The organism is Enterococcus haemoperoxidus ATCC BAA-382 (assembly GCF_000407165.1).
GTDB classification, from domain to species: domain Bacteria; phylum Bacillota; class Bacilli; order Lactobacillales; family Enterococcaceae; genus Enterococcus_L; species Enterococcus_L haemoperoxidus.
This window is the reverse complement of the sequence record NZ_KE136480.1, coordinates 256,927-281,633: the sequence shown is the minus strand read 5'-3', so window position 1 is coordinate 281,633 and position 24,707 is coordinate 256,927. Positions and strand designations below refer to the sequence as shown.

The following is a 24,707-nucleotide window of genomic DNA, read 5'->3' as shown; positions in this document are numbered from 1 at the left end:
AATAAAATGAAAGAATTAAAAATGTTGATCCAAAAGTATAAAGATGAAATGATCGATTTTAGAAGAGACTTACATCAACACCCAGAATTACAATTTGAAGAATTTAGAACAACAGAAAAGGTTGCTGAAACGTTAGACAAAATCGGTATTCCTTATCGTAAGACTGAACCTACAGGAATCATAGCAGAGCTAGTTGGTGGTCAACCTGGAAAGACAGTTGCCTTGCGTGCGGATATGGATGCATTACCTGTTCAAGAGTTGACTGAGGGTATCTCTTATAAGTCATTAGAAGATGGGAAAATGCATGCGTGTGGTCATGATGCCCATACAGCTATGTTGTTGACTGCAGCGAAAGCGCTAAAAGAAGTGCAAGGGGAGATTAAAGGAACGGTTCGTTTTATTTTTCAACCATCAGAAGAAAATGCTCAGGGTGCTAAAGCAATGGTTGCTCAAGGGGCTGTAGAAGGTGTGGATGACGTTTTCGGAATTCATATTTGGTCGCAGATGCTTTCTGGAACAGCCTCTTGTGTTGTGGGCTCATCATTTGCTTCAGCAGATATTTTTTCAATCGATTTCAAAGGACGCGGTGGACATGGCGCAATGCCAGATGCTTGTGTCGATGCTGCCATGATAGCTTCTTCTTTTGTGATGAATGTGCAGGCAGTCGTTTCTAGAGAGACCAATCCACTGGATCCAGTTGTAGTGACTGTAGGTAAAATGGATGTTGGTACACGGTTTAATGTGATTGCTGAAAATGCTCGGTTAGAAGGCACTGTACGTTGTTTTAGTATTGCCACGCGTAATCGTGTGGAAAATGCTTTAAAACGCTATGCGGAGCAAACTGCGGCTATGTATGGCGGTACAGCAGCAGTAGACTATAATTATGGAACAGTCCCTGTGATCAATGATGAAGAAGATGCATTATTTGCTCAATCGATTATCACAGAAAACTTTGGGGAGTCAGCGCTGATTCAAGAACCACCAACCACTGGAGGAGAAGATTTCAGTTACTTTACTGAGAATACACCTGGTTGTTTTGCTTTGGTCGGCTGTGGTAATCCAGAAAAAGATACACAGTGGGCCCATCATCATGGACGTTTTAATGTAGATGAGGATGCTATGGAAATTGGCGCGGAATTATATGCGCAATATGCATTTGAGTATTTGAATCAATAACCGTTACCTCAATGGAGGGAATACTAGTAAATAGTAAGAAGGATGTGAGAAGGCTAATTTAGTTTTCTTTCATCCTTTTTAGTTATTGTAAGTAAATAAATAGATTATTTAAAAAACTTTCTGTCATGACAGATAAGAATATACATAAATTGACTTATTTTGTTATAATAGAAAATAGTGCAAAGAAAAGAATAGATGATTGAAAAAACACTGATTTTTTGTTAGTGTTAGTAAGACTAAATAATTGAGGGAGTACGCGATGCAACCGATAATTGAATTAAAAAATATCGATTTTAACTATCAACCAGAAGATGCTTCTCCCGCTTTGAAAGATGTATCTTTTTCCATCCAACAAGGTGAGTGGATTGCAATTATTGGACATAATGGGTCAGGGAAATCAACATTGGCAAAAACGATCAATGGATTGTTATTACCTGCTTCCGGCAGCATTTCAGTTGGCGGTAAAGAACTGAATGAAACGAACGTTTGGGATATTCGTAAAATGGTGGGGATGGTGTTTCAAAATCCTGATAACCAATTTGTCGGATCTACAGTAGAAGATGATGTTGCATTTGGCTTAGAGAATCAAGGTATTCCTCGAGAGGAAATGCTTGTTCGAGTGAAAGATGCCTTAGAAAAGGTTCGAATGAGTACCTTTGCCACACGTGAACCAGCTCGTTTGTCTGGTGGCCAAAAGCAGCGTGTAGCGATTGCCGGTGTTGTTGCTTTACGTCCAGATATCATCATTTTGGACGAAGCAACAAGCATGCTTGATCCAGAAGGACGGGAAGAAGTTATTTCAACAATCAAAAAAATCAAAGAAGAAAGTAACTTAACGGTTATCTCAATTACTCATGATATTGATGAAGCGGCTAATGCAAATCGGATTTTAGTGATGAAACAAGGTGAGCTAGTTAGTGAAGGCACACCAGAGAAAATTTTCTCAGCTGGAACTGAATTGATTCAAATGGGCTTAGATCTTCCTTTCCCAGAAAAATTGAAAATTGCGTTAAAACAACGTGGTGTCGATGTGCCAGATGAATATTTGACTGAAGAAAGGATGGTGGATTGGTTATGGACATCCGTTTTGAACAAGTAGATTTTACCTACCAACCCCACACACCATTTGAACAACGGGCATTATTCGATTTGAATTTGACGATAGAGAATGGTTCTTATACAGCAATTGTTGGTCATACTGGTAGTGGGAAATCAACCTTGCTGCAGCATTTGAACGCTTTAGTAAAACCAACAAAAGGTACCGTAACAATTGGTGATCGAGTGATTGTTCCAGAAACAAATAATAAAAATTTAAAACCGATTCGTAAAAAAGTCGGTATCGTCTTTCAATTTCCAGAAGCTCAACTATTTGAAGAAACAGTAGCAAAAGACATTGCTTTTGGTCCAAAGAATTTTGGCGTATCAGGAGAAGATGCGGCAAGATTAGCTGCTGAAATGCTTGAGTTAGTTGGGCTAGATGCTAGTCATTTAGAACGCTCTCCGTTTGAATTATCAGGAGGACAAATGCGACGTGTAGCGATTGCTGGTGTTTTGGCGATGGAACCGGAAGTACTAGTCTTAGATGAACCAACAGCAGGACTTGATCCGCAAGGGCGTAAAGAGATGATGGAAATGTTTCAACGTCTGCATGAAGAACGTGGGATGACGATCGTTTTAGTGACTCATTTAATGGATGATGTGGCTAACTATGCAGATCATGTGATCGTATTAGAACAAGGCCAAATCGTTAAAGCAGGTACACCGCAAGAAGTATTCCAGGACATTGACTGGCTGAAAGAAAAACAATTAGGTGTACCAACTGCTGCGACCTTTGCAGAGAAATTACTAGCGAAAGGTTTTTCTTTTGAAGAATTACCGTTGACTGCAGATGCTTTAGCTGACGATTTATTAAAAGGCTTAAAAAAGGCAGGTGAAGGCCTGTGATGAACAAATTGATTTTTGGTCGTTATATCCCAGGCGATTCATTTATTCATAAGATGGATCCAAGAGCCAAGCTGATTGCTAGTTTTTACTTTATTGGGATTATATTTTTAGCGAATAATTGGCAAACGTATAGCGTATTAGCTGTTTTTACATTGTTTGCAATTTTTCTTTCTAAAGTGAATATTCGATTTTTTATACGCGGAATCAAACCACTGATTTGGTTGATTTTATTTACGGTCGCTTTACAGATGCTGTTTACTCAAGGTGGAGAAGTTTACTTTAAATGGGGAATTTTCACGATCACGGAATTTGGGGTGATCAATGGTTTATTTATTTTCTGCCGTTTTGTGTTGATTATCTTTATGTCTACTCTATTAACATTGACAACACCGCCTCTGGATTTATCAGATGCGATCGAGTATTTATTGCGTCCGCTAAAAGTGGTTCGTTTTCCTGTTCATGAAGTCTCGTTGATGTTGTCGATCGCGTTGCGTTTTGTGCCAACATTAATGGACGAAACTGAGAAAATCATGAACGCTCAGCGTGCTCGTGGAGTCGATTTTGGTGAAGGAAATTTGATTCAGAAAATGAAAGCTGTTGTACCGCTACTGATACCGTTGTTTGTCAGCAGTTTTAATCGAGCAGAAGATTTGGCGACTGCAATGGAAGCACGCGGTTATCAAGGTGGAGACGGCCGGACGAAATATCGAATTCTTCATTGGCATTTGACAGATACTGTCGTGATGCTAGCTTTTGGGGTATTAACAGCAGTATTGATATTTATAAGAAGTTAGAAGTAAAGGTGGAAAAGAAATGCCACGCTATAAAGCAATAATTGCGTATGACGGAACGAATTTTAATGGATTTCAGTCTCAACCAAATGGGCGAACCGTTCAAGAAGAGTTTGAAAAAACATTAAGAAAAATGAATAATGGCAAAACGATTACGATTTTTGGCTCGGGTCGGACAGATGCTGGTGTTCATGCTGTAGGACAGGTTATTCACTTTGATTACCCACAGGAGAGAGACTTGGAGAGGATGCGCTATGCATTAGATACCCAAACGCCTGAAGATATCGCTGTAAAACGTGTGGAAATCGTTCCCGATGAGTTTCATGCTAGGTATCATGTCATTGAAAAGACCTATCAATTTCGAGTAGATATCGGTAAACCAAGAAGTCCGTTCAAACGATTCTATGCTAGTTATTTTCCCTATGAAATCGATACGGAAAAAATACAACGAGCATTGACTGATTTAATCGGAACACATGATTTTACTTCATTTTGTGCTTCTGGAACAGAGATAGAAGATAAGGTTCGAACGATTCATGAAGCGAGTCTTGCAGTTAATGAATCAGGGGATGAATTGATTTTTACGTTTCGGGGAGATGGTTTCTTGTATAAGATGATCCGGATTTTAGTCGGAACACTGCTCAAAATGGGGAACGGACGGATGGATGAGACACTAATTCCTGAAATCATTGCAGCAAAAGATCGAAATTTAGCTGGACCAACGGCTCATCCAGAAGGATTGTATCTGGTTGAAGTGAAATATGAATAAATAGAAAAAAATACTAAGATTAGAGGTTGGGACAGGAGTGTTTAACCCTGAGAAATAAGAAGGGGTTACTTCTGCTCCCACCGTTTATTCGTATTTAGGGTGTGAAACAAAAGTACTTTTTACTTTTGTCCCACACCCTTTTTTAGTTAGTTTCTCGTATCACAAGTGTGTTTAGTTAGTCTTGAATAATGTTTTTTTTCTCAAAAAGCTGCTGTAATGTTCGATATAAATCAGCTAGCTCTTCTTCATCATAAGATAAATCCCAAAAATAAAGTGGTAGTTCTGGGTATTTTTTTCTTGGTAATAAAGAAGAACTAATAACCAAATCATATTGCTCATTCAACTCCTCTTGATAAGGAGCAGAATCCACAAAGCCTAAATCATTTAAAAATTGATAAATTCTTCTAACCAAAAGGAAATTATGCTCAAAAGCAACACCAACAATTAAATGCTCAGAATGTTTTGGTTTATCATAAGCAGGGAGTAAAACACTTTTGAAAGCTTTGACCAGTGGTTTTTTGATTGTATAAATAAATTTATATTCTTTTTCTTTTGCTTTCTCATCGAAAAACGCTTGAATACGTGTTTCAAGAAGTTCGTCTGCTTTTTTCTTTTTCCGCGGTAACTCCACTAATTTTTGAAGGTTTGGGAAAGGTTGACGTAAGACAAAAAAAGTAAACATGATATTTAGCAAATTCCCAACAATAATCGGGCTATTCGTAATTTCAGGTTCCTTTTTAAAGATGTTGACTTTAGCATAGACTAAAAATTCCTGAACTAGTTCATACACAGGGTTAGGCCTCGCTGAAAAGTCATGTAATGTCTGAAACAGCGAAGGATCATCATCTAATGTGTAAAAAGGAGCATAATGAGCTAAGAAAAAGATAAAGCTACTTTCTCCCTTACTGTGCTTAGCGGGTAATGCTTGGATTGGACCCAGTTCTTTATTTAGGCGCTCAAAATCATAGTAGGGATTATCCATCATCAAAAAGTCATACCGAGTATCATAACTAACAAAATATTTTTTTCGGGTCCGACAAAGAAAAATTGCTGCAAAATAGGTCAGTTCTTTGGCTCCTAAGTAAGTTCTGGATAAAGGGAAATATTCAGAAAATGACTCAGCAAGTCTTTCAGCGTCTTCAAGTGCAACGCTCTTAAATGGCCAAGCTGTTCCTCTGGTTCCTAACCATAAGGTATCAAAAAGCGCAACTCTGACAGCTCGTTCGTCACCAGACAAGTTTGCTTCAGTATATGTAAATCGTAAATTATATTGTTTTACGTGCTTTTTCAAAGGCAACATCTTTCTAGAAACTGTGGAACGGCTAACGTAATAGCGTTGACAAAAATCATCTATGCTAGGAGAATCATAATTCAAAAAATAAAGAATAAACTGAAACGGAACCGATTTTTTCAAAAGAAAGTAACGGTATTCATCGATTGTTACAAGTAATTTAGTGCTATTGATTTTTCCTGCTTTGTGTAAAATGGATGGATGGGTAGAGATTATTTTCACTAGATCATTATTAATTTCATTTACGATAATAAAGGTTTGCTGATAATTCAAAGAGAGTTCTTCGGATAATTGGGTAATCGAGATATCTGGTTGATTGATTTGTGTGATCCGTTTGAAAAGTTTGAATTTTGTAAGCATTCCCGAATCCATCATCAGTTCCTCATAGAGCATAACTAATCACTTCCTTGCCCCTATTCTACTGTACTTTATAGTCACTTGTCAGCTAAGACGATAATTGAAAAACATTTAGTGACACATCTTTAACAAAAAAGCAAACTTTCGTAAAAAATGAACAAAAGATAAATCAGAATGAACATTATTTCTCATTTTGAATCCAAAAAAATATCAGTATGATAGATAAAATTTCGGTGAATTAGTCACAAAAAAGAGCCAAGACAAAACGCAACGAGTTCTATCTTGGCTCAGTGATTAATTAAGAACGGATTCCTTTTTTACTTTGATCCAAATCAAGCCAATTATAAAACCAACGATGGATGGAACGACCCAACCCATGCCAATCGTAAATAAAGGCAAGTAATTTTCAGCATTTTTTAAAATAGTAGTAACTACTGTATTCGACTTGATAAAATCGGGGGCACTATTCAAAGCATCAAGTAACGCTGCAAACAATGTCACATAAGTCGTCATACGATAAACTTCTTTACGGTGATGAAATAAGGGACTGATAATCACTAAAATCATCAAAGTCATTGCTAAAGGATAGAGAAACATCAATACAGGCACTGAAAATTGTATGATATTCGTTAACCCAACATTTGCAAACAAACAAGGTAAAATACTTGCTGCTGCAATGTAAAAGGCATAAGAACCTTTTGGAAACAGCTCACTGAACGTTTCAGAACAAGCTGTAATTAATCCAATAGCTGTTTTCAAACATGCTAGAATAACGATAAAAGCCAATAAAATACTACCTAGATTACCCAAATAATGGTTAGCGATCTGAGCTAAAGCAATCCCACCATTTTCACTAAGAGGGAATTTACCTAAACTCATCGTGCCCATATAGGACAACAATGTATAAATGATTCCCATCAAGACAATACTGATTGCACCAGATTTTATCGTATCTTTCGCAATATCATTTGGTTTTTCTACACCCATGCCTCGAATCGTCGAAACAATAATGATCCCAAACGCTAGAGAAGCTAGTGCGTCTAATGTGTTATAGCCTTCAGTAAAACCTTTGAAAAAAGGATTCGCTACATAAGTCTCAGCAACAGGCGCAGAAGATATAGAGCCAAGCGGTGTAAGGAAAGCAAATAAAATCAAAATCGCTAACAAAAATAGAAATAATGGATTTAAAAATTTTCCTACATAGCCTAATAACTTAGTAGGTTTACGTGAAAAAGCCCAGGCAATTAAGAAGAATAGCGCTGAAAAGATTGCTAAAATCAATTTGTGTTGATCGCTTGGAATAAAAGGCGCTAAACCAATTTCAAACGATGTTGTTGCTAAACGTGGTAATGCAAAAAAAGGTCCGATCGTCAGATATAACAACACAGTAAAAGCAACGGCATAACGCCGATTAATACGAGTTGCTAAATCAAAAACCCCATTACTTTTGGAAATACCGATAGCAATTACACCTAAAAACGGCAAGCCAATCCCTGTAATCAAAAAGCCGAGATTTGCTAAAAAAATACTAGCTCCAGCTTCTTGTCCCATATGAACAGGAAAAATCAGATTCCCCGCTCCAAAAAATAAGCCAAACAGCATGGAACCTACATAGAGGTAATCACGCCATGATAATTTCTTTGTCACACTTCAACACTCCTTATATTTTGTCCTTACTAAAAGTACCAAAATAAGAAGAGCACAGCAAGAAAATTTTCAGAAAAAGCCTGAGGTTTTCTGGAAATATTAAAAATCACTGAGATTAATCAGTAAAATAGGCAAATTGATAATCATCACAAAACGCACCGTTGATAAAAAACTCATCTTTAAATAAGGCTTCTTGGCTAAACCCATTTTTACGATAAAACTGAATTGCCTTAGTATTGGTTCCCATGACCCGTAAAGAAATTTTATGAATTCCTTCATTAGTTGCAGTTTCCTTCAAATAATCCAGTAATTGCCGTCCAACTCCTAAAGACTGACTATCAGGATGGACACCAATCCCAAACATCCATTGTTTTTTATGAGCAAGCAACGGAGTAGGATGATGAACATCCACAAAACCATGAACTCTTTTATCATCTGCAGCAACAAAGATAATACGTCCAGCTATTTTCTCCTTATACTCATCAACTGAGTGATAATAATGAAGGACAGGAGAATTTTCATTTGTCCAAATCGTATTTTCTATTTCAAGTAATGTTGGAAAATCTTTTTCTTCAATTGGTCGAATGACTATTTTATTTTCCATTATGAGCCTTCTTTCGTAGTGCTTATGTCAGCGAAACGCTCTTCTAATTTTTGTTTATGTGAGGCTAAAATGTCTTCAAAACGAATATCATATTTGTCCGCTAAAATAAAAATATTATCTAAAACGTCGCCTAGCTCTTCTGTCAAATCCTGAACTAGACTGTCTGTTGTTTTTTCCTCTTCATCTGGGCGATCACGACCAATTTCTAAAGCACGTACAGCGCGAGCTACTTCTCCTGTTTCTTCTGATAAAAAGCTGACACGAATAAATGAATTAAGTGCGTACAAGCCTCTTTTTTTATAAAATTCACTGATCCATTGTTGATAGTGTTGAAGCTCCATTTAAATCCCTCCAGTCTATTTTATTATGGTAGCATAGAGAATCGTAAAAGTGAAAAAAATGTAAGAACAGATATTTTTTAGTGGAGCAAAGATTCCTTATTTGTAGTATCATAATCAAGTATAAGGAACGGTTTCAAAAAATGGAGGGAGACGGAACAAATGACCACATTTTATTTTGTTAGACACGGCAAAACTGAACTGAATTTAAGTTTGCGATTTCAAGGCGGAGATATCGATTCGCCCTTATTGCCAATCGGAGTAGAACAAGCGATTCAAGCAGGTCGTTACCTTTGTGATACTTCATTTGATATAGCAGCAGTCAGCACTCAAAAAAGAGCAATGGATACGGCAAATTATATTCTTAAAGAAAATAATTTTTTAGATGGATTGACTGTGCAATATTATGATTCATTAAGAGAAATCAAATTCGGTAAACGTGAAGGCGTCGAAATTGATCATACTGATGAACAAACTGACCACTTACGTAATCGGCCAGATTTATATGATCCGACAGCTTTTGACGGTGAAACGATTGATTCTTTAGTTGCACGTTCGACTGAAACAATCGAAAAAATTAGTGAATCCTATCCAGATGGAAAAGTGTTGATCGTAGCTCACGGTGTTTTACTAATTACACTGATCAATTCACTAGTAGGAAAAGAAAAGGCAAAATGGCGTGAAGGCGGCCCACTTGCGAATACAAGTATTACAATTTTAGAAAAAGAAACCAATCAACAGAACTATACGATAAAATCATTTAATGATATTTCGTATCAATCGCAAAGTGAAGAAGCATAAAAACGAAACGAGCAAAGGCTCTTATTCAATTACAGTAGGTGGGATTTTATGAAAAAGATGGCGGTTTATTGCGGTGCCAGTGTAGGGAACAAGGCAATTTATCAGGAGCAAACAAAAAAATTAGGGCAGTGGATGCATGACAATGAGTATGATCTTGTTTATGGCGGCGGCAACGTCGGTTTAATGGGGAGTTTGGCGGACACGGTTATTGAAAATGGTGGAAAGGCAATCGGTGTTATGCCAACGTTTCTATTAGAGCGAGAGTTGGCGCATCAAAATATTACGGAGATGCATATTGTAAATGATATGCATGAACGTAAACGTAAGATGATTGATCTCGCTGATTGCTATTTAGCATTACCTGGTGGACCTGGAACGTTAGAAGAAATATCAGAGGTCGTTTCTTGGGGAAGAGTAGGGGAACATCAAAATCCTTGTATCTTTTTTAATGTAGATGGCTATTATGATCTGTTGGCAGAATTCTTTGATAAGATGGTTGCAGATGGATTTTTAACAAAGGAAGATCGGGACAAGATTTTCTTTTCGGATGATTTGGCTGAAATACAACAATTTATTGAGGCTTTCACACCACCAGCGATTAGACAATATAAATAAGTAAAAACTCGTTTGAATGCTGACCATTCAAACGAGTTTCTTTGCTTAGGCTTTAGATAAGATACGGTGTAAAAATTCTTTTGTCCGCTCTTCTTTTGGATGAACAAAGATATCATCAGATGTGCCTTCTTCAGCAATCACACCTTTATCCATAAAAATCACACGATCAGAAACCTCTTTTGCAAATTCCATTTCATGCGTTACGATGATCATTGTTAACCCTGTATGGGCTAAATCTTTCATTGTTTTCAACACTTCACCGACCATTTCAGGATCAAGTGCTGAAGTTGGTTCATCGAAAAGCATGACATCTGGATTCATGGACAAGGCGCGAGCAATAGCAACACGTTGTTTTTGTCCACCAGAAAGTTGTGAGGGTTTCGCATCAATGAAACGCTCCATACCAACTTTTTCAAGATTTTCTAAGGCAATCTTTTTAGCTTCTTCTTTGCTGCGTTTCAAGACAGTAATCTGTCCAGAAGTACAATTTTCTAAAACATTCATATTATTAAATAGGTTGAACGATTGAAACACCATACCTAAGTGAGTACGATATTTCGGTAAGTTATAGCCACGTTCTAAGACATTTTCACCGTTATAGATGATTTTGCCACCTGTAGGTTTTTCCAATAAGTTGATGCAACGTAAAAGAGTTGATTTACCAGAACCAGAAGAGCCGATGATTGTCACGACTTCTCCTTTATTTACTGTCACATTGATATCTTTTAACACTTCATTTTCACCGAAGCTTTTTCTTAAATGTTCGACTTCAATAATTGCGTTCATCATACTCTCCTCTTAGCTTTCTTTTAGATTTTCTGCTTCTTCTAGTTTCACATAGGCAGAAGGGCCGTCCATTTTCTTCTCAACAACACGTAAAACGCGAGTGATTGCATAGGTCATAATCAAGTACATGATACCCACAATCGTAAATGTTTGGAAGAATTGGAAGTTTGCGCCAGATGCAGAGTTTCCTTGGAAGAATAAGTCTGCTACCCCGATAACACTCAAGACAGCTGTATCTTTGATGTTGATGACAAATTCATTTCCTGTTGCTGGTAAAATATTACGCAATACTTGAGGGACTACGACTTTGCGCATTGTTTGACCATGTGTCATCCCAATGGCTTGAGCTGCTTCAAATTGTCCTTGGTCAACAGCGAAGATTCCGCCACGGACGATTTCAGACATATAAGCACCTGTATTAATAGAAACAATAAACAAAGCTGCTACTGTCCTATCTAAGGAAATTCCAAAAGCTAAGGCTAAACCGTAAAAGATAACCATCGCTTGAACCATCATAGGCGTACCACGGAACACTTCAATATAAATAGAAAGTAGGGCATTACCTAATTTTTGGAAGAAGCGTTTCACTTTATTTTCAGATTCTGGAATCGTGCGGATGACACCAATCAATAAACCTAAAGCAGTTCCGACAAATGTACCAATCAACGCGATAAATAAGGTTAAACCTGCACCACGTAAGAACATACCGCCGTATTGATTCCAGATATTTTTGAAATCAGCTAAAACGCCTGCTTTTTCATTATCACTTGTTTCAGCAGCAGGTTGATCTTTGACTGCTTGATCCATGATTTTTGTTCGTTCTTCTGAAGAAATACCAGACAATATTTGGTTGACTTTCGCAATTTCGGGATCAGCTTTACGCATACCAACTGCGATTTGAACATCTTCAGCATTTGTCTGGAAACCATTTTCTTTAGAAAACTCTAGCATTTCTAGATCTTTATTAACACTTGTGGCTGTTACACCTTCTGGTCGTTCGCTGACATAACCATCGATCATGCCGGAAGCAAGGGCCGTTCTCATTGCTGAGAAATTATCCATGGCTTGTTGTTTACTAACGCCAGGAATCTGATCGATTACACTATAATGGAAAGTATTTAACTGTGCAGTGATTTTCGCATCAGATAAATCTTTTAAATTCTTAGCATCTGCAAACTTGCCTTTTTTCTGAACGACAACAACTAATTGTGATTCATAATAGGGATCGGTAAAATCGATTTCTTTGCGACGTTCAGCTGTTGGACTCATCCCTGCTATAATCGCATCGATTTTCCCAGATTGTAAGGCTGGTGCTAAACCATCCCATTTTGTTTGGACAATAACCAGTTTTTTATTCAATCCATCGGCAATTTTTTTCGCGATTTGGACATCATAACCGCCTGCATAAGAAGAATTTCCTTGGATTGGCACAGCGCCATTTGCATCTGTTTTTTGAGACCAGTTAAATGGTGCGTAACCTGCCTCCATACCGACGCGGAATTCACCCGCTGGCTCTTCTGCTTGGCTGAATACTGGGGCACAAAAAATACTTAAAATAAATGCAACTAACAAGCCAAGTGAAAATGATTTTTTGTTCATGTTTGTCTTCCTTTCTTGTACATCCTTGAGTTTGTTCTACTATAATTTAGTTTAAAGAGTTTTGAAGAATGTGTCTAAACCTATTCTTCCTTTACGCAAAAAAACAACTATGCAAAATGCATAGCTGCCTACTATCGTCAGGTACTCTCAACAAAAACATAGCGCAACTTAGCATCACTACTAAGACAGTCCGTAAGTTGTTCGCTTACGTCCCAACACATAACAGGGAGGCTGTTATGCATTTCGGCGATTTTTCCTAGACTTGCTTCGACGTGCCTCTCACTCCACAAGCTTAATAAAAATCGCAACCTCTACCTCAATTTGAGGTACTATTTAATTAGTTAATTCAAGTTCATAGTGTACGTTAATTGATTAAAAAAGTCAATATTTTGCTTGGAAAGTCTAGTGATTTCTAACTGTTTTACAATGGTTTGTTAAAAAAGTAAAAGAGCGAGGGAAAACTAACGATCTGTTTTGCTTCACTCTCTAAATTCAAATAACTATTTTGTCTCAAGCACTTAAAAATTTTATGTTAAAGTTTTATCTTTTTTCAACGAAGAAATAATCCTTTACGATTTTTGGATTTTTCTTGTCGACATACATTATAACGATTTTACTATCCGCTAATTGTCTGTCAGTATCGATTGTGTAATAAAATTGTGTGAATGGTTTTCCTAGTGTAATGGCTTGGACATTATAAATGCCAGTTTCACCGTTGAAATCAAATTCACCAATTTTTAAATCGTATAAAGCATTAGGTTTTTTTAGATGGAATAGAATATGAGTAAGTTTGTCAGTATTAGAGATTACTTCACGAGTTTCTTTCATTTCTTGCTTAGAAAAATGCGAACCGATTCTAGCTGGGAAAGTTAAGTCCGCTGGTTTTAATTTTTCCTTGACGGTAACCGTAATGCGTTTTTCGATATCACCAAAATTAGTTACAGAAAGAATCTTAATTTCAGTTGCTCCGACTTTTTTACCTGTGATTGTGCCATTATCATCAACGTCAGCGATAGAGGCATCATCTGAGATCCAGAATAGTTCTTTATCAGTTGCATTGGTTGGTAAAACAGAAGCTTTCGGTGTCATTGATTCACCTAGGAATAACTCTACGTCTTCATGATCAACAACGATTTCTTCAGGAGCAACTTCGTTTACATCAACATCAATATATTTTGTAATTTTTCCGTCAGCCGTTGATGCTGAAACCCATGCAGAACCAGGGCTTACAGCTGTGATATTCCCATTGTTATCAACAGTCACAATCTCTTCAGTGGCAGTTTCCCAGTGTAATTGCTTGTTCGTTGTATTCTCTGGTAAAACAGAAGCTTTAAGAGTCATAGAGTCCCCAGCATTTAGTTCGACAGCGTCTTTTTCAATGACAATTTCTTTAGGCGCTATCTCAATAGGAGTGCTTGCTTCACCAATATGTTCTAAAATGAAATCAATTTTTTCTGAATTTAATTTTACACCAACATTTCGGTTGCCGCCGCCAGCAGAATGAACAGCGATTATTTGATGCTTGTCATTAAATACGGAAGAACCAGATTGACCACCGAAAGTATCAAAGTCGTAATCGATTAGGCTAGCTGTTTGTTTTCCAATGATTTTACCTTTCGCTTCCCATTGGGTTCCCCATGGTTTATCCCCGGGATAACCTGAACTCGACACATTGTCTCCAATCGTTACGGTATCCGTTAAGATGATTGGATTTTGTTTAACAATATCCCCAATCCCCTTACCATCATTTGGTTCCAAAGTAAGTATTGCCACGTCATCACTTGTACTTGAAGTCGTTAAATATTTTTTAAAGATATGAACCTCTTTAATTTTGAATTTTCCATAAGGAAGAGATGCACCGTTTCTTCCGGGAACAACATAGTTAGAATCTGTATTTGGATTGTCTTTGATACCAGATACGACATGAGCAGCTGTTAGTACAGTGTTTTTTCCGATAACAGAGCCCGAACCGAGAGCGCCATTTGCACCAATAAAGACAGTACTTTGATAAGGCACGGCTGTAGTGTCAGTGATTTGAACACGATCATCGTTACCAATGACGGAACGAGATTCTACTGCGGATACAGATTCAGGAGCTAAACTAACCAACGTTGCTCCCAGTAAAAAAATACCAATTAAACCTAATTTTAAATTTTTCAAGATAGTAATTCCTTTCCTTTTTTGAGTTCGTAGCCTATTTTTAGTAAAATATTGGATACATAAAGTATAATATAACTTTTAGGGAATAGCAATAAAGAAATATATTTGTTATAAAAATGCTGTTTAAAAGGTAGTTAGTATGATTGTTGAGATAAAAATATAATTTATAGGAGAAAGCCAATAGAACATGAACGAAAAAGAGTAAACAGGTAGGAATCGCAAACATGAGTGTAGGAACAGTTATTGGCGGACAGCTTTATATAACCATTGGATCTGCTGGGCCAGCGTTTATGGGAATGTTGTTGATCGCGATCTCAATAGTTTTCTTGAGTAAAATGAAGTACAACTATTGAGACTATTAAGTCGACTCAACTAACTTTTTTCTTATAATGATGGGATAGATTAAAACAACCAATTAGGAAGTGAAACTCTTTTAGTTAGTAACACAAAAAGACTATCTAAAACAAATCAGATAGCCTTTTGTGTATACACTTATCTAAGTCTGTTGAAACTGACTATTATACAACGATGCATACAATGAGGGTTTCGCCAACAACTCTTGGTGATTTCCTTTTTCCACGATATCGCCATCTTTCATCACTAAAATTAGGTCAGCATTTTCAATCGTAGATAAACGGTGCGCGATCACAAAGCTTGTCCGATTATTCGTCACTTCATCCATGGCTTTTTGAATATGAGCCTCTGTTCTAGTATCTACACTAGATGTTGCTTCATCCAAAATAACGACAGGAGGGTTTGCCAAAATGATTCTGGCAATCGTCAATAGTTGTTGTTGACCTTGTGATAAAGAGCCATTTTCACTTGAAATAATCGAATCATAACCATTTGGCAACGTTCGGATAAAGTGATCACATTGGGCAATTTTAGCAGCTTCGATAACTTCTTCTCGTGTTGCATCCATTCGTCCGTAAGCAATATTCTCCGCAATTGTTCCTTCAAATAACCACGTATTTTGTAAAACCATCCCAAACATTGCACGTAAATTTGTTCGTGAAAGATCTGTGATATCTACGCCATCAAAGGTAATGCGACCACTGTTTAACTCATAAAAGCGCATCAATAAGTTTACTAACGTTGTTTTACCAGCACCAGTTGGTCCAACGATTGCCACCATTTGTTTTGGTTTAACCGTGAAATCGACTTGCTTCATCAACATTTTCTCTTCGGTATAACCAAACTGAACGTTATCAAAAGCAATAGCACCAGTTGGTTGATCGATGACTTGTAAGTTTGCTTTTTCTGGAACGTCTTCTTCTGCATCTAAAATTTCAAAGATTCGATCAACAGCAGCTAAGGCTGCTTGAATTGAGTTGATGACATAAGACGCTGTAGAAATTGGTTCAGAAACTTGATTGATATATTGTAGGTAAGCTTGAAGTAGCCCAATCGTGATGCCGCCTTGTAAAACTAAGAAGGCACCGATGATCGCACTGACGATAAACGCTAATTGATTGATCAAACGAATTGCTGGATAAATCGCAAAGTTCATAAATTGAGCACTTAAAAATGCTTTATAATGCTTTTGGTTTGTTTCTGATATAACGTCTTTGGCATGATCTTGTTGATTAAAAGTTTTCGTCACTAAATTTCCAGATAAAAACTCTTCTGTTTTATTATTTAAAATGCCAAGCTCAGCCTGACTTGCTTCAGCCAGTTTCTTGTTTTTATTGGCAATTTTACCAGTTAAGAATGAGCTTCCAGCAATTAGGACAACGACGATCAGCGTTAGTTTTACATCAATGTAGAATAACATAATACCAGCAAATACAATCGTTGAGATAGATGTAAAGAATTGATTGATCCCAGTTAGGAATACTTGAGACAATTGGTTTAAACTGGTCGTTGTTCGGCTTAGAATATCTCCTACTTGATGTTGGTCAAAAAACGCCATCGGTAGTGATTTGAATTTTTTTGTGACTTCTTTTCTGACTCTTAATGTGATCCGTTCACTTAAAGAAGCCATCACACGTTCTTGCGTGTAAGACAGCAAACTACTGATGATCGCAAAGACGATCAAAATCAAAACAGGTGTCAATAAAGCTTCTTGAACCAGTGAAAACGTGATATTCCCGACGCCATGAGTTTTGATAAGTGTAAGCAAATCATCAATAGCGATACCCATAATGAAAGGCATAGCAATGACTAAGGCATTGCCGACCAAACTACATAGAATCAAGCCGAAAAATATCGGACGTTCAGGTCGAATCAATTGAAAGAATCGTTTTAATGTTTGTTTATTTAATTTTTCCATCATGACTGTGCTCCTTTCATGATAATCCCTTGTGAGCGGGCAAACTCTTGGTACGTTTTATTATTTTGCAACAGTTGGCTGTGTGTGCCTTGACCAACGATTTTTCCTTCATCTAGCACAATAATATTATCTGCTTGTTGGATCGTGCTTAATCGTTGAGCGACGATCAGTAAGGTTTTATCTGCCATTTCTTCTTTTAATGCGAGTCTTAATGTAGCATCTGTTTTATAATCAAGGGCAGAAAAGCTATCGTCAAAAATATAAATATCTGCAGGTTTGATCAAAGCACGAGCGATACACAAACGTTGTCTTTGACCACCTGAGAAGTTGGTACCGCCTTGTGCAACGAATGAATCGTAACCATCTTCTAATGTAGCAAGGTAAGAAGCAAGTTGGGAAATTTCAGCAGCTCGATCCATATCGGCTTTCGTTGCTTCAGGATAGCCCATCAATAAATTACTCTTAATGGTTCCGCTAAATAGAAAAGCTTTTTGAGGAACGTAACTGATTTTAGAGCGCAACTCTTCTTGCGTAACGTTTCTGATATCCACGCCATTAAATAAAATCGCGCCTTCAGAGACATCGCTAAGCCTTAACAATAATTTGGCAACGGTACTTTTACCAGAACCTGTACCACCGACGATTGCCGTTGTTTTTCCTTTTGGAATACTGAAATGGATGTCCTCTAAAACGGGTTCATCCGCTTGATCATAACTGAATGTCACATGGTTTACATCAATCAAAGCATCTTGTGGCCCAGTCTCTTCAAGTAAAACAGGTTGGTCAGTATCAAGAATTTGATCTTGGGTATTTAAAATCTCTTCGATTCTTTTTACTGAAGCAAGTGATCTAGGCAACATAACTAAAACCATGGCAGCGATCATTAAATAAGCAAGTGTTAGTAAAGAATATTCCACGACGGCTGAAACAGTACCAATTTGCAAAGTACCAAGTGCAACTAAGTTTCCGCCAAACCATAAGATAGAAGAGAAAACCACACCCATTAACAAGAAGGCTACTGGCGTAATAAAAGCGAAAATAGTATTTACACGAATCATACCATCTGCATAGTCAGAAAATGTTTTATTTGTCCGTTCTTCTTCATAATCTTGATTATTAAATGCTCGAATCATATTGATCCCGGTAAAAAATTCCCGTAAAGTTACAATGATCTTGTCCATTTTAGGTTGGATCAATAGTGAAAGAGGTGTTCCTTTTTTCATTAAGATATACACGATCAAGCCAAAAGCTGCGATTGCAATCAGTGGCACCAAAGCCAGTGTTGCTGAATAAGTGAAGGTCATATAAAGCGAGAAAATCGCAATGATCGGTGCTGGTAAAATCAATTGCAGAAACAGCACGATCATTTGTTGAATATTATCCACGTCATTCGTCATTCGTGTCAGTAGAGAACCTGTCCCAAAATTATCTGCATCTTTAATAGAAAATGTTTGCAGTTTATCAAAAAACATTTCTCGTGTTGCTAAACCAAATTTAGCGGCTACTTTAGCTGAAAGATAACTTCCAGCAATTGCTGAGAGCGCACCAAATAAAGCCATTGCGAGCATTTTAAGCCCAATCGTTTTGATGGATTGTTCATCGCCGCTTGCAATTCCCACGTCGATCAATTGTGCTACTAGTAACGGTACACCAAGTGTTCCGATAATTTGTAAACATAAACAAAGAACTGTCGCTAAAATAAGTGTCAGATTCTTTTTAATGAAAAACTGAATGATTTTCATATAAATTCCTCCTTTTCAAGACTCAAATGGAATTCTACACCTTCAAGTCACTTGAATGTCAACGGTTTTTGTTTATAATTAAAATAAGAGGTGATTTTATGGAAAAAGAGAAGTTATTGACTGTTGGACAAGTGGCTGAAATTATGAAATTACCAAAGTCAAAGATCCGTTATTGGGATGATATGAATTTATTAACATCCTCTAGAAATAGGCATAATGGCTATCGTATGTTCGATATGGAGGATATCTTGACGATTAACGATATTGATTTTTATCGTAGACTGGACATTCCCATTAATAAAATGACCAATCTTTACCGGAAATCGCCAGAAGAATTATGGACGATATTAGATGAAACAGAAACTAGAGTTGCGGCAGAATTAGCAGAACTAGAGAAAAAGCAACAAGGAATCAAACACAGAAAAAAACAATTATTAAGTTTAATTGAGTTGAAAGAAAAAGAATTTATCGATGAACCATTAGATGTAGAACGAATTATTCCAATTGACTTAAAAGATCCAGACGAATTACAGACCTATATTGATAATCCATCAAGTTTAGTAGTTTATATTGAGTCTAATCATGAAAAAGAAATTATTTATGGTTTTGCTGTCACAACAAAAGAATTTGTGGAGGAAGAGACGATTTGGCAGCAACCAGAGCAACCACGGTATTCATACAAACAGTTTCTACTTACGATCAAGTCGGATGATCCTTTGGAAAATAATTTCCAATCAATGAAAGAAAAATTAGAGCAACAAGGCTATCAAACTGGAACGATGGTAGGACGTTATATCATGACTGCAGAAGAGCAAGATGGGTTTTACAAAGATTATTACAAGGCGTGGATTGAAGTGAATAAATAGTGTTTTGGGCATAAAAATCGTAATGTTGAGAAGAAGGTGCTATGATTAGCCAATCACAAAAGGATGATCAGTCTATGAAAAAATTACAAACAATTCAAGAGGTATTAACCTTTATAAATGAAAGTCATCTTGCTTTTTTGTATGTCTCGCAAGAAGATTGTTCAGTGTGCCATTCACTTAGACCCAAATTGATTGAGCTATTAAAAAACTATTCTAAAATCGAACTAAGAGAAGTGGAAGCAGAGAAAGTCAAAGAAATTTCAGCTGAATATTTGGTTTTCTCAGCACCAACGTTACTTTTTTTCGTTGATGGAAAAGAATATATTCGAGAAGGAAAATTTGTTCAGTTTAAAAAGCTAACTGAGTCCATTGAGCAAATTTATTCGTTTGAAGAAAGCCAGATGTTATGAGCAAAGTGAGGGATTTGTTATCAAAATGTAAGCGTACTATTGACAAAGAAAATAAGTCGTTGTATACTTTGGTCAACGGATCGTTACTGGTTAAGCAGGCGTGACCTCTCACATTACTTTTTTTGGTGATGTTTGATATGGTCAGGTCTTTTTTCGTTTTTCAAGTCAAGAACAGGAGATAATTTCAATGAAAATACTGAAAGTTTTTAATAATAATGTTTCTTTGGTTTTAAATGATGATAGCATCGAAGAAATCATTATGGGCAAAGGTGTCGGCTTCAACAAGCGTGAAGGCGATGTGATCGATTCAGCCCTGATTGAAAAAAGATTTGTTCTTGAAGGTAACAATTCCGTTAATAACTTAGACAATCTGCTTGCACGAATCGATATTGAAGATATTGAACTGGCCAGTGATATTATTCAATTAGGCGAAGCAGAATTAGAACAATCGATCGATGATTCCATTTTACTGACATTGTCCGATCATATCGGATTTGTCATAAATCGAGCAGCAGAAGGGTTACAAATGCGCTCACCACTAGAATGGGACATTAAACAAATTTATACAAAAGAATATGCGTTTGCATTAAAAGCCGTTCAAATGATGCGGGAGAAAACAGGTATTGCTATTCCAGATCAAGAAGCAGCTTTTATTACCCTTCATTTTGTCAATGCCTATAACTCTACTAGTAATATGAACGAAACGATGTTGACAACGAAAATCATTCAAAGCATTATCGATATTATTAAATATCATTATGGTAAAGAATATGATGAAACGTCTTATGATTTTACTCGTTTCATTACCCATATTCGTTACTTTGTCAAAAGACAACTAGATAAAGAAGTTTCATCAAATGAGGATTCATCCTTGATCAATTTAATCGCTGTTAAGTATGAACAAGATTACCAGTGTGCAGTTAAAATCAAAACATTTTTGGAACAACAATATGATTGGACGATTTCCAATGATGAATTGATGTACTTAACACTTCACTTAAATCGCTTATCAAGCAATCAATAGGATCGTTACTGGTAAAGCAGGCGTGACCTAAGAAAAACACTTAGTGTATAAGTGTTTCTTAGGTCACTTTTTTTATAAAAAATGAATCAAAGAGAGGAAATATTCCCATGCGTTATGAAGAAGAAAGTAAAAAAATCATCGAACTTGTCGGTGGCAAATCGAATATCAATAGTTTAGTTCACTGTGCGACACGTTTAAGATTTAGCTTGAAAAATACGAAAAAAGCGGATAAAGAATCATTAGAGAAGTTGCCCTATGTGATGTCCGTTGTGAATAGCGGTGGACAATATCAAGTTGTGATCGGTAGTAAAGTCCCTGATTATTATGCAGCGATTCAGTCGCTCGCTGATTTAAACGAAGATGCACCTAAAACAGAGAAAAAACTAAGCTTTAATTATGTGTTCGAAGTGATTTCTGGGGCCTTTTCACCGCTGATTCCAGCAATGGCTGGATCTGGCATGATCAAAGCAGTTTTGACGATTTTAGTTGAAATGAAACTTTTAGCGGATACTAGCTCAACTTATATGGTACTGAGTGCGGCTAGTAATGCAATTTTTTACTTCTTACCTGTTTTCTTAGGAATCACGTTGACTAAAAAAATCGGTGGGAATATGTATGTTGGTGGTGTGATCGGTGCCGCATTACTGGAACCGTCGTTCACTGGCATGATTGGTCAGGAAAAGCTTGATTTTCTAGGAATCAATTTAAATGTTGTCGATTATGCAACAACGATTTTCCCGATTTTTGTAGCGATCTTCATTTACTCATTCGTGGATAAATTCTTACGTAAAATTATTTTTAGAGACCTTCAATTATTTGCAGTACCAATGTTCAGTTTGATGATCATGGTACCATTGACTGCTTTATTATTCGGTCCATTTGGAACGGTTATCGGAGATGCGCTTTCTCAAGGCGTGATGTGGTTGATTGGCAAAAGTGCGTTGCTTTCAGGTATCGTCTTAGGTGGCGGAATGCCGTTTATGGTGATGTTTGGTTTGCATTGGGGCTTTTCTCCAATCACACTTGAAAATTTAACAGTTATGGGCGGTGATCCAATCGAAGGAATGGCTGTTGCAGCTGTTTTTGCTCAAATCGGGATCGCAATTGGTTTTTATTTAAAATCTAAAAAACATTCTAAGATGAAAGCTTTGGCTGGACCGTTGGCATTAACGGGTTTATTTGCAGGAGTAACTGAACCAATCGTTTATGGGTTGATTTTAAGATACAAACGCTTATTACCGATTGTAGCAATTTCTGGTGCGATTGGTGGCGCAATTTGTGGTGTGACAGGTGTTACGATGAATGCCTATGTGTTCCATAATATTTTCTCTATACCCGTTTATACACCGAAAGTGGGTTACTTTATCGGAGTAGGTTCTGCGTTGATTGCAGGTGCAGTTTTGACGTATTTCTTCGGTGTTAAAGAAGATGAAATGACTGATTTCTTACCTGAAACAGATCAAGGAGAAGATGATTTTCAAGAAGGAATAGTGAACGAACAAGTAACGACTGAAACAACGGTTTATGCACCGCTTGAAGGTACGGTAATTCCGTTAAAAGAAGTTGATGATGATGTGTTTTCTAGTGAAATTGCCGGAAAAGGAGTTGCAATCATCCCAACAGATAATAAAGTTGTTGCACCATTTGATGGAACCGTCGTAGCAATTTTCCCATCAAAACATGCCATTGGCTTGAAATCGAATGGCGGTAGTGAATTATTGATTCATATCGGAATCAACACGGTCAATTTAAATGGTGAATATTTTGAAACGAAAGTTGAAATGGGTGATCCAATCACACGTGGCCAAACATTGCTAGTCTTTGATCGTGAAAAAATCGAACAAAAAGGTTATGCGATGACATCACCAGTCATTTTGACAGATGGACCAAGTATGGATACGCTGAACATCATCAACACTACTGAGTCAGTAACACCAGAAACGAAGCTTTTCGTTGTAGGCTCAAGCAAGGAGGAAGCGGATAAATGAGAAACGATTTCTTATGGGGCGGCGCGGTAGCTGCTCATCAAGTTGAAGGTGGTTTTAAACAAGGCGGCAAAGGTGTGAGTATTGCCGATGTGATGACGGCTGGTTCAAAAGATCACGCTAGAGAAATTACAGACGGTGTTATAGAAGGAAAATTTTATCCTAACCATGAAGCAATTGATTTTTATGGGCATTATAAGGAAGATATTCAGTTATTTGCTGAAATGGGCTTTAAATGTCTAAGAACAAGTATTGCTTGGACGAGAATTTTTCCGAATGGTGATGAACCAGAACCTAATGAAGCTGGGTTGGCATTTTACGACGATTTATTTGATGAGTTATTGAAACATGGCATCGAGCCTGTCATTACATTATCACACTTTGAAATGCCCTATTATTTGGTGAAACACTATGGTGGTTGGCGTAGTCGCGAACTGATCGGATTTTTCACTAAATTTGCTGTAACCGTGATGGAACGCTATAAAGATAAAGTGAAATACTGGATGACTTTTAATGAAATAAACAATCAACGTATTTTAGAAAATCCAATTTATTCATTTACCAACTCAGGTATCCTTTATCAAGAAGATGAAGATAAATTAAAAACGATGTATCAAGCAGCACATTATCAATTTGTAGCAGGAGCGATCACAGTTGCCGAAGGGAAAAAAATCAATCCTGATTTTCAAATTGGCTGTATGCTAGCTGCAACACCAAACTATCCGCTAACCAGTGACCCTGAGGATATTATCGCTGCCCAACAAGAAGATGAAAAGCAGTTATTTTTCACTGATGTCCAAGTTAGAGGAAATTATCCACGATGGGCAATCAGGGAATGGGAAAGAAACGGCTATGAACTAGATATTACGGATAAAGATTTTCAGGTATTAAAAGCTGGAACGGTTGATTATATTGGGATCAGCTACTATTTAAGTAATACGATTTCAACACGTCCAGAAGCCGTTCGTTTGGAAGATAATCTACTTGGAGATAGTTCACTTGTTGAAAACCCATATGTCAGTATGACGGAATGGGGCTGGTCGATCGACCCTGTGGGCTTACGTCATTATCTAAACCTACTAAGTAATCGTTATGAACGGCCGATCTTTATCGTAGAAAATGGATTTGGTTATGCAGATACTTTAATAGAAGATAAAGTACACGATGCAGAAAGAATCGATTTTCTTAGCCAACATATTAAAGAAATGAAAAAAGCAATCGAGCTAGATGGAGTAGATGTTTTAGGTTACACCGTTTGGGGCTGTATCGATCCGATTTCATTTACTACTGGAGAAATGCGTAAACGATACGGATTTATTTATGTAGATCGTGACAATCAAGGGAATGGCTCGCTGAAACGGATTAAAAAAGATTCATTTGAATGGTATAAACATTTGATCCAAACCAATGGAACAGAAATCTAAACTCCATTATTATTGAAGCTGCTCTCACTGTATTTTAGTAAATTAAATACAGTGAGAGCTTTTTTGCGTAAAAAAGCATAAAATAGAATGGAATGATGAAGATTGG

At 37.0% G+C, this 24,707-nt stretch carries 22 protein-coding genes and 1 riboswitch; of the genes, 13 read left to right on the top strand and 9 right to left on the bottom strand.

What is annotated here, in order from left to right; all coding sequences use genetic code 11:
• The first annotated feature begins 6 nt into the window (after positions 1-6).
• The 5 genes from I583_RS11990 to truA all read left to right on the top strand — a co-directional run bounded on the left by I583_RS11990 (position 7) and on the right by truA (position 4,680).
• Positions 7-1,176 (top strand): M20 family metallopeptidase, encoded by a 1,170-nt coding sequence (locus I583_RS11990; RefSeq protein WP_010761664.1) that lies wholly within the window; start codon positions 7-9, stop codon positions 1,174-1,176.
• A 259-nt stretch (positions 1,177-1,435) separates the two neighbouring features.
• A complete protein-coding gene (locus I583_RS11985; RefSeq protein WP_010761663.1) occupies positions 1,436-2,275 on the top strand; it encodes an energy-coupling factor ABC transporter ATP-binding protein in 840 nt (279 codons plus the stop codon).
• Positions 2,251-3,120, top strand: a complete 870-nt coding sequence (locus I583_RS11980) for an energy-coupling factor ABC transporter ATP-binding protein (protein ID WP_010761662.1) — start codon at positions 2,251-2,253, stop codon at positions 3,118-3,120. Before I583_RS11985 ends, I583_RS11980 begins: the two co-directional genes overlap by 25 nt.
• A complete protein-coding gene (locus I583_RS11975; protein ID WP_034683540.1) occupies positions 3,117-3,914 on the top strand; it encodes an energy-coupling factor transporter transmembrane component T family protein in 798 nt (265 codons plus the stop codon). The genes I583_RS11980 and I583_RS11975 overlap by 4 nt, the downstream gene beginning before the upstream one ends.
• Positions 3,915-3,933: 19 nt before the next feature.
• The gene (gene truA, locus I583_RS11970) at positions 3,934-4,680 is read left to right on the top strand and encodes a tRNA pseudouridine(38-40) synthase TruA (protein WP_010761660.1); all 747 of its coding nucleotides are present in this window, start codon (positions 3,934-3,936) and stop codon (positions 4,678-4,680) included.
• 175 nt (positions 4,681-4,855) lie between these two features.
• Here the strand turns inward: truA and I583_RS11965 are convergent, their stop codons facing one another.
• The 4 genes from I583_RS11965 to I583_RS11950 form a co-directional block, all read right to left on the bottom strand.
• The gene (locus tag I583_RS11965; RefSeq protein WP_010761659.1) at positions 4,856-6,364 is read right to left on the bottom strand and encodes a helix-turn-helix domain-containing protein; all 1,509 of its coding nucleotides are present in this window, start codon (positions 6,362-6,364) and stop codon (positions 4,856-4,858) included.
• A gap of 258 nt (positions 6,365-6,622) precedes the next feature.
• The gene (brnQ, locus tag I583_RS11960) at positions 6,623-7,975 is read right to left on the bottom strand and encodes a branched-chain amino acid transport system II carrier protein (protein ID WP_010761658.1); all 1,353 of its coding nucleotides are present in this window, start codon (positions 7,973-7,975) and stop codon (positions 6,623-6,625) included.
• 115 nt (positions 7,976-8,090) lie between these two features.
• The gene (locus I583_RS11955; RefSeq protein WP_010761657.1) at positions 8,091-8,579 is read right to left on the bottom strand and encodes a GNAT family N-acetyltransferase; all 489 of its coding nucleotides are present in this window, start codon (positions 8,577-8,579) and stop codon (positions 8,091-8,093) included.
• On the bottom strand, positions 8,579-8,920 hold the full coding sequence (locus I583_RS11950) for a MazG nucleotide pyrophosphohydrolase domain-containing protein (protein ID WP_010761656.1): 342 nt from the start codon (positions 8,918-8,920) through the stop codon (positions 8,579-8,581). Before I583_RS11950 ends, I583_RS11955 begins: the two co-directional genes overlap by 1 nt.
• Before the next feature lie 159 nt (positions 8,921-9,079).
• Between I583_RS11950 and I583_RS11945 the strand changes: the two genes are divergently transcribed.
• The gene (locus tag I583_RS11945) at positions 9,080-9,718 is read left to right on the top strand and encodes a histidine phosphatase family protein (protein ID WP_010761655.1); all 639 of its coding nucleotides are present in this window, start codon (positions 9,080-9,082) and stop codon (positions 9,716-9,718) included.
• Between the two features lie 48 nt (positions 9,719-9,766).
• Positions 9,767-10,333: an LOG family protein gene (locus I583_RS11940; protein WP_010761654.1), complete on the top strand. Its 567-nt coding sequence runs from the start codon at positions 9,767-9,769 to the stop codon at positions 10,331-10,333.
• Positions 10,334-10,378: 45 nt separating this feature from the next.
• Here I583_RS11940 and I583_RS11935 read toward each other — a convergent pair whose 3' ends face one another.
• From I583_RS11935 to I583_RS16325, 3 genes are all read right to left on the bottom strand, one after another.
• Complete coding sequence (locus I583_RS11935) at positions 10,379-11,122, bottom strand: amino acid ABC transporter ATP-binding protein (RefSeq protein WP_174270355.1); 744 nt, start codon at positions 11,120-11,122, stop codon at positions 10,379-10,381.
• 9 nt (positions 11,123-11,131) lie between these two features.
• Positions 11,132-12,718, bottom strand: coding sequence for an ABC transporter permease subunit (locus tag I583_RS11930; protein ID WP_010761652.1), 1,587 nt, complete (start codon positions 12,716-12,718; stop codon positions 11,132-11,134).
• A 151-nt stretch (positions 12,719-12,869) separates the two neighbouring features.
• Positions 12,870-13,040: riboswitch (Lysine riboswitch) on the bottom strand.
• Positions 13,041-13,258: 218 nt separating this feature from the next.
• Positions 13,259-14,878 (bottom strand): Ig-like domain-containing protein, encoded by a 1,620-nt coding sequence (locus I583_RS16325; RefSeq protein ID WP_010761651.1) that lies wholly within the window; start codon positions 14,876-14,878, stop codon positions 13,259-13,261.
• 224 nt (positions 14,879-15,102) lie between these two features.
• Between I583_RS16325 and I583_RS16545 the strand changes: the two genes are divergently transcribed.
• Complete coding sequence (locus I583_RS16545; RefSeq protein ID WP_010761650.1) at positions 15,103-15,231, top strand: hypothetical protein; 129 nt, start codon at positions 15,103-15,105, stop codon at positions 15,229-15,231.
• A gap of 143 nt (positions 15,232-15,374) precedes the next feature.
• Here the strand turns inward: I583_RS16545 and I583_RS11920 are convergent, their stop codons facing one another.
• Both I583_RS11920 and I583_RS11915 read right to left on the bottom strand, forming a co-directional pair.
• Positions 15,375-17,150 (bottom strand): ABC transporter ATP-binding protein, encoded by a 1,776-nt coding sequence (locus tag I583_RS11920; RefSeq protein WP_034683697.1) that lies wholly within the window; start codon positions 17,148-17,150, stop codon positions 15,375-15,377.
• Positions 17,150-18,892 carry an ABC transporter ATP-binding protein gene (locus tag I583_RS11915; RefSeq protein ID WP_010761648.1) on the bottom strand — a complete coding sequence of 581 codons (1,743 nt, stop codon included), beginning with the start codon at positions 18,890-18,892 and terminating at the stop codon, positions 17,150-17,152. Before I583_RS11915 ends, I583_RS11920 begins: the two co-directional genes overlap by 1 nt.
• A gap of 98 nt (positions 18,893-18,990) precedes the next feature.
• Here I583_RS11915 and I583_RS11910 point away from each other — a divergent pair, with 98 nt between their 5' ends.
• The 5 genes from I583_RS11910 (at position 18,991) to I583_RS11890 (ending at position 24,601) form a co-directional block, all read left to right on the top strand.
• Positions 18,991-19,758: a MerR family transcriptional regulator gene (locus I583_RS11910; RefSeq protein ID WP_010761647.1), complete on the top strand. Its 768-nt coding sequence runs from the start codon at positions 18,991-18,993 to the stop codon at positions 19,756-19,758.
• A gap of 74 nt (positions 19,759-19,832) precedes the next feature.
• Positions 19,833-20,168 (top strand): thioredoxin family protein, encoded by a 336-nt coding sequence (locus I583_RS11905; protein WP_010761646.1) that lies wholly within the window; start codon positions 19,833-19,835, stop codon positions 20,166-20,168.
• Positions 20,169-20,355: 187 nt separating this feature from the next.
• Positions 20,356-21,192: a BglG family transcription antiterminator LicT gene (gene licT, locus I583_RS11900; RefSeq protein WP_010761645.1), complete on the top strand. Its 837-nt coding sequence runs from the start codon at positions 20,356-20,358 to the stop codon at positions 21,190-21,192.
• A 107-nt stretch (positions 21,193-21,299) separates the two neighbouring features.
• On the top strand, positions 21,300-23,180 hold the full coding sequence (locus tag I583_RS11895) for a beta-glucoside-specific PTS transporter subunit IIABC (RefSeq protein WP_010761644.1): 1,881 nt from the start codon (positions 21,300-21,302) through the stop codon (positions 23,178-23,180).
• Positions 23,177-24,601, top strand: a complete 1,425-nt coding sequence (locus tag I583_RS11890) for a 6-phospho-beta-glucosidase (RefSeq protein ID WP_010761643.1) — start codon at positions 23,177-23,179, stop codon at positions 24,599-24,601. The genes I583_RS11895 and I583_RS11890 overlap by 4 nt, the downstream gene beginning before the upstream one ends.
• Positions 24,602-24,707 lie beyond the last annotated feature (106 nt).